This window comes from Kordiimonas sp. UBA4487 (assembly GCF_002389025.1).
In the GTDB taxonomy this organism is placed as follows: domain Bacteria; phylum Pseudomonadota; class Alphaproteobacteria; order Sphingomonadales; family Kordiimonadaceae; genus Kordiimonas; species Kordiimonas lacus.
This window is the reverse complement of record NZ_DGNR01000011.1, coordinates 207760-223705: the sequence shown is the minus strand read 5'-3', so window position 1 is coordinate 223705 and position 15946 is coordinate 207760. Positions and strand designations below refer to the sequence as shown.

Here is a 15946-nt window from a genome sequence, read left to right as displayed (position 1 = left end):
AAAAATTGTATGGTTTTAGGGGGAGACATGGCATGTGACCGATGTACATTCCGCGAAAGTACGCAGTTACAATATGAGCCGTATTTCAGGAAAGGATACAAAACCTGAAATGGTGGTACGGAGGTATTTGTTTGCCTCTGGATTCAGATACAAGCTGCATGACAGACGGCTCCCAGGCTCTCCAGACTTAGTATTTCCCAAATACAAATCTGCTATTTTTGTCAACGGGTGTTTCTGGCACGGCCATGCGAATTGCAAGTACTTTAAGCTGCCTAAAACTCGTACTGCTTGGTGGCAGGCCAAAATCAGGAAGAATGTGGATCGAGATCGCAAAAATGTAGAGCGGTTGAAGGCGTTTGGCTGGAAGGTCATTGTTGTTTGGGAGTGTCAGTTGAAACCCGGGAAGAAAGAAAAATTTCTTGAATGTCTTGCGCAGGAAATAGTGAAAAATAATGAGTAAGATCAAATATATAGACCTTTTTGCGGGAGCGGGCGGACTGTCGGAGGGGTTTGTTCGCAATGGTTTTCAGCCATTGGCTCATGTTGAGGCTGACCCTGCGGCGGTTTTTACGCTAAAGACCCGCGTGGCGTTTCATTATTTAGCACGGGAAAACAATCTTAAACTCTATCATGACTACCTAAAAGGGACGATCTCCCGAAAACAGCTTTACAATGCGATTCCTGCGGATGAGCTTGATACGGTGATTGCCGCGAGGATAGGTGAGAAAAATACAAAAATATTTGAAAAACTTGATGAGCTAGTTGGAGAGGACTCAGTCGATTTGATTATTGGCGGACCTCCTTGCCAGGCCTACTCGGTCGTAGGTCGAGCACCTCTGAAGCATAAAACCAATGATGAGCGAACAAAGTTATATGTACATTACGGTCGCTTCTTAAACAGATATAGGCCTAAAGCGTTTGTCTTTGAAAATGTTCCCGGATTGCTTTCATCTGCCGGAGGTCAGTACTATCGTAATCTGAAAAAGTATTACAAGAGGCTAGGCTATGAAGTGCAGGAAAGGCTACTGAACGCAAGGGATTTCAATGTCGTTCAGCATCGAGAGAGGGTTATCATCATCGGTTGGCGTAAAGAATTGAACTGGTCTTATCCTGAATTTTTGCGCCAAGAAAAATTACATTTCAGAGATGATATTTTTGGTGACCTGCCTGCTATTGGAACTGGCGAAACTAACCGGATTCAATACTATTCTCGTGAACCTGGAGAATATGTTTCGAATACCAACATGAGGAACTGTGTCGAATTCGTGAGCCAGCATATAACCCGTCCTCATAACGAACGGGATTTGGCGATCTATAAACTTGCCATTACTCGTCTGGAAGAAGGTATACGTCTCAAGAATGACAAGATCCCTGAAGAATTGAGAACGCAGAAGAATGTGGAGTCTTTCCTCGATCGATTTAAGGTAGTAGGGGAGACGCCTCATACTGTGATAGCTCATATAGCCAAAGACGGGCATCATTTTATTCATCCTGATCCACAGCAGCTACGTTCCATCTCTGTTCGAGAGGCCGCGCGTATACAGTCTTTCCCTGACGATTATTATTTTGAAGGCTCAACTGAGTACGGATTTAGGACACCGGCTTTTAGGCAAATCGGGAATGCGGTGCCGCCACTAATGGCTTGCGCAATTGCAGAAAAAATCAAGGAAATGATGTCCAATGGCTGACAAATTGGAATTTCAACCTAAAGCAAGGATGCTTTTGCAACTTGGTGACCAACTAATCAGAAGCGAGAGCATTGCCTTACTTGAGCTTGTTAAAAACGCCTATGATGCAAACGCAAATAGCGCGACCGTTCGTATGCAAAATTTGGATAAGCCTGAGTTGGCGGAAATCACTATTTCCGACGATGGTGATGGCATGAATACTAACATCATTCGAAATGTCTGGATGCGCCCGGGCAGCGAATACAAAGATGCCCTTATCCGGTCAGGAGAAATCGATGAAAGTAAACGAGTGCCGATTGGTGGAAAGGGCATTGGTAGGTTTGGTGTGCACAAGCTGGGTTCTGTAATTGAGCTAACCAGCAAAAAAGAAGGGTTCCCCGAAGTTTTTATAAAGATTGATTGGCGGGATTTCTTACAGGACAAATTACTCAGTGAAATCAAGATTCATTTTGAAGAAAGGGACACGCCACATGAATTCTTGGAAGGGAAAACGGGTACCAAGATTCATATTAGGGAACTTAAAAATACTTGGACCCGTGGCGCCGTACGTGACATCTATCGCGCAGTTAACTCACTTAATTCCCCTTTTGGCTCTCAAGATACGTTTCGAACTAAGTTTAAGCTCGGTGCCAATCAAAGCTGGTTAACTGGTCTTACCTCATTCAAGGATATTGAGGCACACGCACTTTATCGGGCCAAGCTCATTATCGAGGGCGATAAAATTGTAAGTTTGGATTACAAATTTTGTCCTTGGGACACGATGACAAAGCTTCAGCCTGTTCCGCGACCAGACAAAAATATCGACATGGTAGAAACGGTCAAGGATGAGCATTCTGGCAAGAAAAAGCTGATCCCGTTAGATTTATCAACACATAAGATTGGCAGGATTGAATTGGAGCTACTGATCTTTGATAGGTCACAAAAGATCCTGTCTCTGGGGGTAAGCGATAAGAAAGGGTTCAAAGAGTACCTTGATCGAAACGGTGGAATACGTGTATTTAGAAACGGTATACGAGTATATGACTATGGTGAGCCGGGCAATGACTGGTTGAATCTGGATATGATGAGAGTGAATCAACCAGGCAAAACTATTAGCAACAACATTATCGTGGGGGCGGTAAGCTTGGATCGTATTGCAAGTGCAGATCTGGAAGAAAAGACAAATAGAGAAGGCTTTATTGAAAATGAAGCCTACCGTAAATTTGTTTCAGCTATTCGTTTTGGCTTAGATAAAGTGCTCACCAAACGAAACCTTGATAAAGGTCAGGTACGCAAATTTTACAGCCCATCGGGAACAAAACAGCCAGTAATAGGTCAGATTAGGACTTTGCATGATCAGGTTGTTAGTAACGTTCAAGATGTAAAGCTTCGCGATGAGCTGCTGAAATCTATTGGAAAGATTGAAAAAGATTATCTGACGATAAGTGAAGTATACACTCGCAGCTCAAGTGCAGGACTAAGTCTTAGCATCGTGATGCACGAAATTATTCACATGATTTCAGAGTTGGCGGCTGCGATTAAAAGTAAACCAGTAGATGCTCATGTTAAGCAGTTGGTCGGTACACTGCAGAAAACCGTTGGTGATTATGCAGGAGTGATCAAGCAGTCGAAGAAATCGAAAGTGAATTTGGCCCAGGTGACGCGGCAGGCCCTTTCGAATATCCAATTTAGGATCAAAGCGCATGAAGTAGATTTGCTAGAGCCTTATTTGGATAGGCATAGTGTAAATTCGAATGTTTCCTGTGCGCAGAACCTTGTCATCAGCACAATCATCAATATCGTTGATAATTCTATTTGGTGGCAAACTTACGCAAAAACAAAAAACAAGAAGGTTTTACTGGATATCGTTGAATACCCAGAAAAACACACTTCTCTCCTAATTGCTGACAATGGTCCCGGGTTTACCATACCTCCCGAAGAGGCTATCCGGCCGTTTATTTCCGACAAATCTGGGGGTATGGGGCTGGGCCTTCATTTGGCTGACGAGGTTATGAAGGGCCAAAATGGCCACCTGATGTTCCCAGATCCATATGACTTTGATTTGCCAGATGAGTTTCAATCTGGAGCAATTCTATTGCTGGCATTCAGGAACTCCATATGAATGATTTTATCCTACCATCAGACGGTTCGGTGCTGGTGGTTGATGACAGGATTGAAGAAGCACTCCCGCTTATCCGCTTGCTCTCCAGTCGAGGTGTCGCTTGCACATACTATAGTGGGTTAGACAACGAGCTCCCGGATAAACCAAAACAAAAAGTCCGGCTTGCGTTTTTTGACATTCAGCTGTTTGGGCCCAGTGATCCCCACAGCTATGCTTCAAATATCCGCAGAATTCTTAAAGCTCTCATTCCTTCAAACAACGGGCCTTATGTTTTGGTGCTGTGGAGTGAGAGATTGGACGTCAATGCAGATGCCATTGAGGCTGAAGTGCTTTCAGTAAGTTCTGAACGTAGGCCACTTGCTGTTATGCGGTTGGATAAGACCGACTTCTTTTCTCGAGAGTTTGATGAGCTAGCGAAAAGAAATCTTATTCATCAAGTTTCAGATCGTATTACATCAGCTTTTGATGATGATGATATTGAGCTTATTGCATCGGCAATTGATGATGAGTTTGCGCCAGAACAAAGATTTGTACCTAAAGACAATGCACTCGAAAAGATTACTACGGAGTTGGTCAAACAGCTGAGCGATAACGTGGATGCGTTTCAAATTTTTACTGCGTGGGAGGCCTCTATTAATCGAGCCTCAGGGCAGACAGTACAAGAATTTGGGTCTTTGCATGATTACAATGGGTTCTGGCCCGAGAATGTTAAATCGACGATTTATCGACTATCAAAAGCCCAGCTAGGTCAGAATGTTGCTGAGGCGGATACGGATGAACGACTTCAAAACGCTATCAAAACTATGAATAACGCGTTTTTGGATATGGCAGAAAACCATTGCCAGGAAATTCCCAGGCTATCGCAGGGAATAAAGTTCGAGCAAAACAAGGTGAAATATACGGCGACGATCAATGGCCAAGTTTTTCAAATTGTATGTCTCATCAAGCAGGACAAATATCACCTCTACATTGACAACCATAAGATTACACAGAACCCCCTTGCATTTGGCAGCCTGTACAAACAGGGGCGGAATGATCAAGAGAAGGCAAGTGTAGTGGAGTTTCTCAATGGATTTCTGGCGATAACGCCTGCTATTAACACTCGCCTCCTAATTGATATGGTTGTTCCAAGTTATGTTCAGCCAGGAAATGTTTATGAGAAAAAAGTACCGCACTGGAATCGCCGTAGATCGCTGCTGAAGAACTATTTCAACAGAAAGCCCAACAAGAATGGTGTGATTAACAGAGCGACAGGGGAGGTCGCAATTGACAATGATGAGGTGTCCCGGTTTAAGTTTGTTGAGCTCGAAGTAACTCCAATTTGCGATTACGCTCAAAAAAAGTGGGTGAAGTATCGTCTGTTACCCGGAGTATTGATACCGCGAGAGTATGCAAAAGACTTCGCGCCAGGCGTAAGCATCTACAAAGATATTCCGCCGTTCCAGCTTGACGGTGAGGAGTACCATCTGATTCTGGATTTCAAGCTGCTCAAGTCCACTGACATGAAGCATCACACATCGGAGGCCCCAATCTTCCGATTGAGGGGTGATGTAGCATCTTCGGTTCTCTCCCGCATGGCTAGCCATGCCAACCGCGTAGGACTTACCTTCGTCGAATAGTTGGAGGTTGAAATGTTAGACGGGAAATCTCGGTTTGAAGTATGGTTGAAGCGAAAGGGCTTGTCCGATTCTTCAATTATCAAATACTCGAACGCCATCGCGGGTCCTTTAACTGACTGGGCACGGTTAGAAGGCATCACCAATCATTCTATTCTGTCGATAACAGATTCTCTATATTTTTCCGAAGTTGCCAAATCGCTCCGTAAAACAGCTATTTTTCGAGAAAGAGACACGACTGGGCACCAAATGTACGGAAGTGCATTAAAAAAGTATGCTGAGTATTTATTGGCCTGCCTTCCGCCTCTTGAGCGCGACGTTAAAGAAATATTAGCCGTTAAGGAATTGAGCCAAACGGAAAAAGCTCAAATGATATCCGCTAGGGTTGGTCAGGGGCGTTTCCGGCAAGAATTAGTCAAGATCTGGAATAGATGTAGCGTAACCGGATATCCAGAGACCGGTTTGCTTATCGCATCACATATCAAGCCATGGGCGAGTGCTTCAGCGACAGAACGGGTAGACCCTTATAACGGTCTCCTCTTGCTTCCAAATATCGATAAGGTATTTGATCGTGGATTGATATCTTTTGATGATTACGGGCGTATTATGATTTCTGAGCAGTTGCCTGGGCGGAAGGCCTTGGGAATCCGAGCCGACATGAGACTATCACTCCATAATCAAAGCAGGCCTTATATGCGGTATCACCGGGAGCATGTGTTTTCCGCATAAGTTCTATGGCTATTGGATTTCTAGCAGATTGCTTCTACAGCACAGGCCATTTTGTTGGGTGCGAGGTGGGCATAGCGGAGGGTCATGGCGTAGTCGCTGTGCCCTAGGAGTTCTCTGATCGTATTGAGATCAACACCAGCCATCGCCAAGCGAGAGGCGAAGTCGTGGCGCATGTCATGCCAGCGGAAGTCCTTGAGGTCTGCATCGTCAAGCAGTTGTTCCCAGCTTGAACTTACATTGTCGAACTTGCCGCCATTCTTGCCGGTGAAAACATAGTTGCTTTCAGGCGGTGCCTGGTCTCGCCAATTCACCATAGTGCTCTTGGCAAGATCATTCATTGGAACATGGCGGGTGCGTTTGGACTTGGCATTTGAGCCGCGAACTGTCACCAGGGCATTCTTGAAGTCGATGTCGGTCCATACGAGTGAGAATAGCTCGCCTCGCCGCAAGCCCGTGTTGAGGGACAAGATGATCATGGGCTTAAGGTGATCTGCGAAGGTAACTTGCCGAATGTCAGGCATCAGCTCATACCCTCGCTCCTTCCGCCAGGCATTTGCGGTGTCCCGTTTTATACGGATCTTTTCCTCGCGGACCTCAAGGGCATCAAACAGTCGTTTTCTTTCGAATTCATTGAGAAAACGCACGCGGCCGATCTTATCCTCCCTCATTTTCTTGAGGTCGCTGAGCGGGTTCGAAGTGATCAGTTTCCATTGAACGGCTTTGTTGAGCGACGCCTTGATTGCTGAAATGTCGCGGTTGACAGTCGTATGCTTCTTGCCGTCACTCAGTCGTCTCGTACGCCACTTCTCCAGATCAGAGATATGGATATCGTCCAGTTTTCTGGTGAGAAGGAAATCAAAAGCAGATTCCAGGCGTTTGATAGAGGCCTTCCCGGAAGAGGTATGTTCGATGAGCCAAGGTCCATAGTGACTATCAAGATATTCCTGGAAAGATGACACAGCTTTGCGCCGTTTTCTTTCGGCGGCAGGGTCACCCCCCTCTCTGGCCTCAGCGATTGCTTTGATCGCTTGTGTCCGGGCTTCATCGATAGATAGGTGACACACTTTACCCAAACTGATGCGCCGACCTTTCCTGAACTCGCAATAGAAGCTTTTCGATCCCGAGGGCTGGACGCGCACGATCAGCCCTTTTACATGTGTGTCGCGAACCTCATATGGTTTTTCTTCCGGCTTCAGCCGATCGATCACCTTCCTATTCAGCTTTGAAAGCATGGCCAACAAGTCCCCTATAAGTGAAGGGGCATTCGGCCGCCGTAAGTGACCTGTAAGTGCAAATGCCCGCAACACACTGATTTCAAACAGTGCCGAATGAAACGAGTGAAATCCAGTAACTAATTGAAAAATATCAATAAATCTGTTTCAATGCGTCGCATTCGGTTTCATGGCGTAGCACCTGAAATTTCTCTCCGAAGGCAGAGGCCAGAGGTTCGAATCCTCTCGGGTGCGCCATTATCTTCAGACATTCTCCGTTTACCAGATCTACCTACCCGATGTCATGTCGCTGGTGCAGCCGTTTGGGTTGACGCCTGTCTCATGGCTGTACGGGCTACAAATAGTTGCCCGGTGGTGATGCCGCGTTGGTGGCGCGATTAGTCCGGGCTGTATCTGCCATAAAAAAAGGGACGCTTCGGTTGATACCGAAAGCGCCCCAGGCCCCAATTACTTGGATGGGAAATCCTGCCTTAGGGGGAAAGGCCCGCCGCCTAAGGGTGCAGCGGGCCCGATACTCAGGACTTAGAAGTCGTAGCCGATGCTGAATTTCACCGAACGGCCCAGGATGGGGCGACCGTTTGGCGCAGCCGGGTTACGCGGGTCACCTTCCGTGATGCCATGGCTGTTATTCAGGTTATCAGCATGGACCTGGAAAAAGAGCCCGGACGGCGTGTTCACAAGAAGGCCAAGGTCGATCTTCTCATAGCCGGCCAACTCAACGCTGTTGCCATTGTCGCCAAATCGTTTGCCGACAAACTGGACCGCGCCATAAAGCGTTGCCGTCATATCGCCCACCTCAAACTCATAGCTTGGGCTCAGGCGCAGCTGGAACTTCGGCTGGCGCAGCACCCGGTTGCCGATGTCGCTCGCTGTGGTGGATTCGGTGATTTCCGCGTCCTGCAGTGTAGCGATAAAGGCCATGTTGAAAGCTTCATAGGTGACAAAGCCGTCAAGCTCGACACCGATCGACCGGGTCTTGAAGGCGCTTGCTCCCAGTGTGCCACCTACCACAGAGGAGAAGCTGTCGTTCTTGTTATAGAAGGCGGTGGCAAACAGGCCGAAATAGTCGTTCGAATATTTCACGCCACCTTCAAGTTGCTTGATACCGTTCACATTGAGGTTGTTTTCGCGCACATCATCAAAGTGCGGGAACAGCGAGCCTTTGGAATACCGCGCAAAGACACCCAGGTCTTCATTGACGTCATAGTTGACAGCCGCAGTATAGGAGAAGGCGTCTTCCTTCAGGTTGACCGACATATCGCGCGTGCCGTCCGGGTAGCCTGGGCCGCTATCCAGCACATAGTCGATATCGATCCACTCGTTGCGGATGCCGAAGTCAAACCGGAAATCAGGCGTGACCTGCCAGCTGTCAGCGAGATAAAGCGCGTCAGCTGACGCGTCGCCCGCGGAGTTGATGCCGTATGCCCAGCAACCGGAGCCAGAACCCGCGGCCTGCAAATCTGTGCAGGCAATGCTGTCCTCAAGGAAATCGCCATTTGCGACGTTATGGACAGGCGTGAAGTTGCCGAGTGTCCAGAAATCGTCTGACGACCAGGTTGCTTTATAGTAGCCAACTGTCAGCTCATGATCGCCAACTTCCTTGGCAAGGCTGAGGTCATTGGTGAAGGATTCGAGGTCTTTCTGCACGACCCAGTGGCCATAGTTCTGGACATAGTCGCTGTCAGTCAGTTCCTCACCACCAAGCGTGGATACAGATGCCAGCCCGAGAGCGGCCACCTGAATCGGGCTGCCGTCAGGCACGAAGCCATAGGTGTCGGCGTTGCCCTTGGTGTAGGACGTGTTGTTGCGCACAGTGAAGCCGTCGCCCAGGTCGAAGTCTACATTCAGGCCGGAAACCGACCCGTCCCAACCACGCCCATCAGCGAAATCAAAATCTTCAGTATCGCCATTGCCGTTCACCTGGAGCGTACGGAAACGCGTGGCGTTACCGAGCTGAGAAAACTCACCCAGATCGTTGCCGGAATTCAGCGCCATTGGCAGATACCACTGGCCGTGATCGTCGGTCACACGGGTCCAGGCGTTGATCTCGCCGTTATCGAGAACCTTGGTCAGTTGCAGGGTAACCTGCTTGCCTTTTTCCGAATTGAACTCGGCGTCGCGCACACCGGGGGATGATTTGATATAGCCGCCGACCATATAATAGAGCTCGTTACCGAGCGGGCCGGACAGCACCGCGTCAACGCGCTGCAGGTCATAGTCTGATGTTGTGTATTTCACCCGGCCTTCGGTCTCGTCGCCGCCTTTCTTCAGGTTGAAGTTCAGCGTTACGCCCGGCTCGCCATTTGAGAATACAGCGTTCGGCCCACCCCGGAGTGCTTCAGCGCTGGCGATGGTTTCATCGATCCGGAAAATGGAACTCTGTTCAAAGAAGGACAGCATCTCGGTGCCATAGATGGGCGCACCGTTGATGGACATGGTCACAAACGGTGCGTCGCCGCCGCCTGGCAGGCCGCGCACATCGATGTTCGCGCCGGCGACACCGCCCGAGCTTTCAGCCCAGACGCCAGGCACGAGCGTGAACAGCTCTGCGGTGCTTTTGGTGCCGGCGAGGCCGATGGCCTCTTCGTTCATGGTGGTGATGGCGAAGCTGGCATCCTGTTTGCGAACGCCTGCGCCGCCTGGTGTACCTAGAACGACGATCTCTTCAAAGGCGACGGCATCGTCAGTGTCGGCGGCAGTGTCCTGCGCCGAAGCGGTTGTGCCCGCAACGGCAATAAGCGCCGCCAAGGCGGTGCTGGATTTAAGGTGACTGAGTGTAAAACGCATGTGTTTGGCCCTCCCACGCCTTACCATTATGTATACTTTCCATGCTGTGCTCAACAGACCGGCTTCCACTCCGGTTGTGTGGCGAAGGGGGTCGCACACACGTGTCGGCACTCGCATCAAAGCGGTGAATGGACTCATATCTACGCCCCTTTGCAATCGATTGCAATACAAAATTACAATCGATTGCATTGATTTGTAATATATCTCGACAAAACCATGGTCTGGCATGTAGTAAAACCATATGGAAAAAAGCAAAAACCTGACGATGGCGGATATCGCCAAGCTGGCTGGCGTGTCTGAAGCCACGGTGTCGCGTGCGCTTAAAGACAGTCCTTTGATCAACAAGGAAACGCGGGCGCGGGTCCAGCGAATCGCACGCGAAAATAATTATGAGATCAATGCAGCAGCGCGGAATTTCCGCACCAAGAAGACCCATACTCTGGCCGTTGTGTTGTTGGTGGACCGCCGCTGGGGGCACGAGGTTTCAGACGCGTTCCTGATGGTGCTGCTGGGGAGCATCGCAGACGAGGCTGGCCGGCAGGGCTATGACCTGCTGCTGTCGACCAACCAGAGCGATGTTGCTGACCTGAACGCCTATTTCCTCGAATCCAAACGTGCTGACGGCTTGATCATCATTGGCCAGGGCCGTAATGACCCGCGGCTTGACCGGTTGGCCGAAGCCAAAGCGCCCTTCATCGTGTGGGGCGCAGAAATGGCGGACCATAATTATTACACTGTAGGCAGCGACAATCGCCGTGGCGGATATGACGCCACCAGCCTTTTGGCGCGCAACGGTCGCCGACGGATTGCTTTCATGGGGGATGTGCGTCACCCGGAAATGGAACATCGGTGGGAAGGCTATCAGAAGGCCCTTGATGACGCTGGTCTGACATCCAACGACGACCTGGTCATTCCGACCGATTTTTCGCAGTCGGATGGCTACAAGAAAGCGGACCTGTTGGCCCAGGGCGGCAAACCAACGTGTGACGCGGTCTTCTGTGTCAGCGATAATATCGCGCTTGGGCTTCTGAAGCGGTTTGCGGAGCTGGGCATCCGCGTGCCGGATGACGTGGCAGTTGTCGGCTTTGACGACAACCCACCGGCGCTGTTCAGCACCCCGGGGCTGACATCCATCAAACAGGATGTTCAGGAAGGGGGGCGGCTTCTGGTGCAGAATCTGATCAAGGTGCTGAACGGTCAGACAATCGACCATGTGGCGATGCCGACTGAACTGGTGATCCGCGATTCGTGCGGGCAGGGCTAGAAGGGCTTCAGCACCTTCTCAACCAGTCCTTCAGGGCTGGGCAGAACAATATCCGCCTGCGCGAGTATATCCGCGTCCCCGATGCCGGCCGCGAACATATCAGCGGCCTTGATGGCGGCAACGCCTGATGCGGCATCTTCAACCCCCAGGCACTGGCTGCTTGGCAGACCGAAAGCCCTGGCCACATCCAGGAAAATATCCGGGGCTGGCTTGCCGTTAGGGATCGCGCCTGCGTCAGCGATATAGTCGAAGGCGCCGGTGATCTCCAGGCTGGCTAGCACTTGCGGTGCGTTGCGGCTCGCCGAGGCCAGCCCAATCCGCCAGTTGTTGGCTTTCAGCCAATCCAGGGCCTCAACAATTCCGGGAAGTATATCTGCAGGCGTAATGCCGCCGATCAGTGTCTTATAGTCTTCGTTCTTCTGTTGGGCGAGGGCCAGTCGGTCATCCATGCTGTAGGCCGTGGTGCCTTTGGCCAGGATATAGTCCAGCGATTCCATGCGGCCAACACCCTTCAGGCGGTGGTTGTCATCCTCGTCAAAGGGCAGGCCCAGGGAATGGGCCAATCGCTGCCACGCCAGGAAATGATAGTGGGCGGTATCGGTGATCACGCCGTCCAAATCGAAGATGCAGGCTTTCTGTACCATCGGTTACTCCATACAAAAGTTACTGGTTCGGCAGGGAAATTTGCTCTTTGGGCTTCAGAGCGACACGGTGGCCATAGTGATGGAAAATCACAGGGTCCGGTCCGTCATATTGATAGTCTGTGCTGTCTGCTGATACGGACAGCTTCAGCAGACCCGCCCCCAAGCGGAGCTTGAAGCTGTAGGACCGCCAGCCGTCAGGCAGCGCGGGCTTGAGCGCAGGCAATGCCCCTTCAAGACGCAGTCCACCGAAGCCATAGACCAAGGCCATCCAGGAGCCGGCCATGCAGGCCATATGGTTGCCATAATGGGTGTTGGCGTGCCGGTTCTCCAGATCCATGCGGTAGGTTTCCTCGAAGAACTCATAGGCCTTTGCCGGGTCGCCGCTCTCAAGGTTGGCGACCGCGTGAATGCAGGCCGAAAGCGTACTGTCGTGCGTGGTGCGCGGCTCATAATAGGCCAGATTCCGGGCCTTCTCATCGGCCGTGAAGCGGGCGGGGAGCAGGATCTGGGCCAGCACCACATCAGGCTGCTTCAGCACCTGATGGCGGTAGATCACCAAGGGGTGATAGTGCAGCAACAGCGGATAATTTTCTGCCGGCGTGCCGTCAAAATCCCATTGCGGTTTGTCCAGGAAACCATCGCACTGGGCGTGGATACCCAGGTTTTCATCGAATGGAACATACATGCAGTCTGCCGCTTTCTGCCATGCGGCGACTTCATCCTGTGACAAGTCGACTTTGGCGGCAATCGCATCAAAGTCTTGTTTTGAATAGCTTTTTGCGAGTGCCGCGGCTTCGGCAAGATGCTGCTGGGCCATCAGGTTGGTATAGAGGTTATTGTCGACCATGGCGGTATATTCGTCCGGACCGGTCACTTCATGGATGCAGAAGGCGCCGCCTTTTTGGGCGTTAAAGTGCCCAAGGTCCATCCAGATGCGGGCGGTTTCGAACAGCATTTCCGCACCGCCACCCGCCAGTAACTCCTTGTCACCACTGATGTTTACATATTGGATCAGTGCATAGGCGATGGCCGCATTGATGTGATATTGGGCCGTGCCTGCAGGGAAGAAACTGGAGCATTCTTCGCCGCCGATGGTGCGCCAGGGGAAAAGGGCACCTTTGGTGTGCCCCATTTCCCGCGCCCGGGCACGGGCGGCATCAAGCGTGCTGATGCGGTACTCAATGAGCGACCGGGCCACTTCAGGTGCGTTGAACAGGAAGAAGGGCACGGCATAAATCTCTGTGTCCCAGAAATAGTGGCCGTCATAGCCTGGGCCGCTCAATCCCTTGGCAGCCAAGGCGCGGCCGCCGTCCTTGCCGGCGCTCTGGAACAGATGAAAGGCGCCGAAGCGGATGCCCTGTTCGACCGGGTCGTCGCTGTCGACCGTAACATCCGCCGTATCCCAGAAGGCATCCCAAACGGCCTTGTGGTCTTTATAAAGCGCGTCAAAACCCTTTTGGGCCATAGTGCCCAAATTCTCACCAAGCGCCGACCATCGTGCCCTTTGTGTGCCCTTTTCAAAGTCGGCGTAGGCGACATATTTCCGAACGGTGATTTCCTGCCCGGGCGCGAGCGCGGCATCAAGCCGGGTGGCCCACAGGCCATCTTCGCGAATATCCTGTGCGCCTATGTCTGTGTCGCCGGAATAATCAACCCGGCACCCTGCCAGCACCAGGTGCCCACTGTGCCGAACGCGGTGGGCGACCAGGATCGCACAGTCATGGTCGGTTGCTTCCGGCTTCTCAAGGCAGGTTGCCACCGACAGCTCGCCCGCGCGCGGGTCGAAACCTTCATGGCCGCCGCCATAGCGGGTGTTGAGGCCGGTGGTCAGGCTGACAGGCCCGGTGTAATCAACCGACGCCAGGATATAGTCGATCACCATCAGGCCGGGCGCGGCCATGGAGACAAAGCGGCGGCTGTTGATTTCAAGTGTGCCGCCCGTGCGCGTTTGCCAGCGGCTGGTACGGCTGAGCATGCCGTCGCGCATGTCCAGCACGCGGGATTGGCCGTCAAGCTTGCTCGCGCCCTGGATAAAGCGTTCATCACCAGCCGTCAGGTCAAACGCCTTGCCGTCCGGAACCAAGATCATCTTGTTATTATGGCTGGCGAAGCCGAAGGCGGCCTCGTCATAATGGATCGGGTCGCGCAGGTAGACGCCGTTCAGATAGGTGCCCTCGGTGGAGCGGATACCATCTGCCACGCCTTCTTCGAACGTGCCGCGGGTGCCAAGATAGCCGTTTGCCTGCGCCATCAGTGTTTCCGACACGGCCTGCGTGTCCGGCGTGAAGCCATTCTCCACCAGCCGCCAGTCGTCCGGCAGGAACGCTGGTGCCTTTCTTTTCTGGTCGCCCGTTTTACTCACGTAACTGTCTTCCCTAACCTGAACCCCACTTGCCAGCCTGTGCTGGAATAGGGTCCTATAATATCTTCTTTGCAATCGATTGCAATACTGTTATTGTGGACATTCGATGTCACCCGGGATCAGGTGAGGGACTGTTTGGGAGGTCACCCCGGGTTAGCTGTTTGATTGGGAGGAAGCCTGTGAGCGGGTTCATGCACAACTGGCGCATCAAGTTTGCGCTGTTTTTGGTCTATTTCGTTTTTGCGATCCTCCTGAACAGCGTGGGTACGGTGATCTTGCAGGTCATCGACAATTATGACCTTTTGCATACACAGGCTGCCGTACTGGAAGCCTTCAAGGACCTGTCCATCGCGGGCGTTTCCTTCCTGGTGGCTTCCTTTTTGCCGCGCCTGGGGTTCCGGCGGGCCATGATGGCAGGGCTTGTTATTGTTGCGTTCGCCGCGGTTGCGCAGCCCCTGGTGCCCAGTTTTCTGACGTCGAAGATGATGTTCCTCGCGACGGGTGTTGCCTTTGCCCTGGTGAAAGTGTCGGTTTTCGCCACCGTGGGCTTGATTACGGACAGCAAGCGCGAACACGCCAGCATGATGAATGTGCTCGAGGGCACGTTCATGATTGGTGTTCTGTGTGGCGGGGTCCTGTTCGGCAATTTCGTCGATCCAGACAACGCCAAGGACCAGAACTGGCTGAATGTCTACTGGATACTGGCTGGCCTCAGCCTTGTGAGCCTGCTGGTGTTTGCCGTGACACCGATTGATGAACATGAAAGCCATCAGGACAGGCCGCACAGCGCCCTGGAGGATTTCATGGGCATGGTAAAACTGGTGGCCGCACCGCTGGTATATGTTTTTGTGTTTTCCGTGTTTCTATATGTCCTGATCGAACAGGGCATCGGCACCTGGCTGCCCACCTTCAACAAGGAAGTGTTGGGCATGCCGTCGGACATGAGCATTCAAACGGGCGCCGTTATCTTTCCGCTTGCCATTGCCATCGGGCGCTTGAGCGCAGGCGCCGTGATGGCGCGCTTTTCCTGGTATCCGGTGCTGAATGTCTGCATCATCGCAATGGCGGTGCTTGTGATCCTTGTGTTGCCGCTGGCAAGCGGGGTTGAACCGCAGGCGTCGATGTCATGGAGCACGGCCCCTATCGCGGCTTATATTTTCCCGCTTATCGGGCTGTTTATGGCGCCCATCTACCCGGCGATCAATTCCGCCGTGCTGTCGGCGCTGCCGAAGCACCAGCATGCGGCCATGACGGGCCTGATTGTGATTTTTTCGGCGCTTGGCGGCACCACCGGGTCACTGATCACGGGCAAGGTGTTCGGCGCGCTTGGCGGACAGACCGCTTTCTATATGTCACTGGTGCCATTGACGGTGATTTTCATCACGCTGTTTTTCTTCAAGCGCGAAACGGTCAAGGCAGCGGCCTAGCCAAGGCGCTTGCCATCTTTGAAATCGCCGCATAAGCTGCCCATCAAGCGGTTGTTCCCGAGACACGAAGAGATCGGGAACTGCCAGTGCCGACGA

At 51.8% G+C, this 15946-nt stretch carries 11 protein-coding genes; 7 read left to right on the top strand and 4 right to left on the bottom strand.

What is annotated here, in order from left to right; all coding sequences use genetic code 11:
- Positions 1-34: 34 nt before the first annotated feature.
- From B3Z17_RS06530 to B3Z17_RS06510, 5 genes are read left to right on the top strand one after another with little or no spacing between them, the layout of a single operon-like run.
- Entirely contained in the window at positions 35-460 is a 426-nt protein-coding gene (locus B3Z17_RS06530) for a very short patch repair endonuclease (protein WP_286829063.1), read from the top strand.
- A complete protein-coding gene (locus tag B3Z17_RS06525) occupies positions 453-1688 on the top strand; it encodes a DNA cytosine methyltransferase (protein ID WP_286829062.1) in 1236 nt (411 codons plus the stop codon). Before B3Z17_RS06530 ends, B3Z17_RS06525 begins: the two co-directional genes overlap by 8 nt.
- Positions 1681-3789, top strand: coding sequence for a sensor histidine kinase (locus B3Z17_RS06520; protein WP_286829061.1), 2109 nt, complete (start codon positions 1681-1683; stop codon positions 3787-3789). Before B3Z17_RS06525 ends, B3Z17_RS06520 begins: the two co-directional genes overlap by 8 nt.
- A complete protein-coding gene (locus tag B3Z17_RS06515; RefSeq protein WP_286829060.1) occupies positions 3786-5408 on the top strand; it encodes a hypothetical protein in 1623 nt (540 codons plus the stop codon). Before B3Z17_RS06520 ends, B3Z17_RS06515 begins: the two co-directional genes overlap by 4 nt.
- Before the next feature lie 12 nt (positions 5409-5420).
- A complete protein-coding gene (locus B3Z17_RS06510) occupies positions 5421-6134 on the top strand; it encodes an HNH endonuclease (protein ID WP_286829059.1) in 714 nt (237 codons plus the stop codon).
- A gap of 20 nt (positions 6135-6154) precedes the next feature.
- Here the strand turns inward: B3Z17_RS06510 and B3Z17_RS06505 are convergent, their stop codons facing one another.
- Both B3Z17_RS06505 and B3Z17_RS06500 read right to left on the bottom strand, forming a co-directional pair.
- Entirely contained in the window at positions 6155-7441 is a 1287-nt protein-coding gene (locus B3Z17_RS06505; RefSeq protein WP_286829058.1) for a site-specific integrase, read from the bottom strand.
- Positions 7442-7888: 447 nt separating this feature from the next.
- Entirely contained in the window at positions 7889-10153 is a 2265-nt protein-coding gene (locus tag B3Z17_RS06500; protein WP_286829057.1) for a TonB-dependent siderophore receptor, read from the bottom strand.
- A gap of 241 nt (positions 10154-10394) precedes the next feature.
- Between B3Z17_RS06500 and B3Z17_RS06495 the strand changes: the two genes are divergently transcribed.
- On the top strand, positions 10395-11417 hold the full coding sequence (locus B3Z17_RS06495; protein ID WP_286829056.1) for a LacI family DNA-binding transcriptional regulator: 1023 nt from the start codon (positions 10395-10397) through the stop codon (positions 11415-11417).
- Here B3Z17_RS06495 and pgmB read toward each other — a convergent pair.
- Together pgmB and B3Z17_RS06485 are read right to left on the bottom strand one after the other, a co-directional pair.
- The gene (pgmB, locus tag B3Z17_RS06490) at positions 11414-12061 is read right to left on the bottom strand and encodes a beta-phosphoglucomutase (RefSeq protein WP_286829055.1); all 648 of its coding nucleotides are present in this window, start codon (positions 12059-12061) and stop codon (positions 11414-11416) included. The genes B3Z17_RS06495 and pgmB overlap by 4 nt on opposite strands.
- Positions 12062-12080: 19 nt before the next feature.
- Positions 12081-14423: a glycoside hydrolase family 65 protein gene (locus B3Z17_RS06485; protein ID WP_286829054.1), complete on the bottom strand. Its 2343-nt coding sequence runs from the start codon at positions 14421-14423 to the stop codon at positions 12081-12083.
- Between the two features lie 191 nt (positions 14424-14614).
- Between B3Z17_RS06485 and B3Z17_RS06480 the strand changes: the two genes are divergently transcribed.
- A complete protein-coding gene (locus B3Z17_RS06480) occupies positions 14615-15850 on the top strand; it encodes an MFS transporter (protein WP_349680306.1) in 1236 nt (411 codons plus the stop codon).
- The last annotated feature ends 96 nt before the right edge of the window (positions 15851-15946 follow it).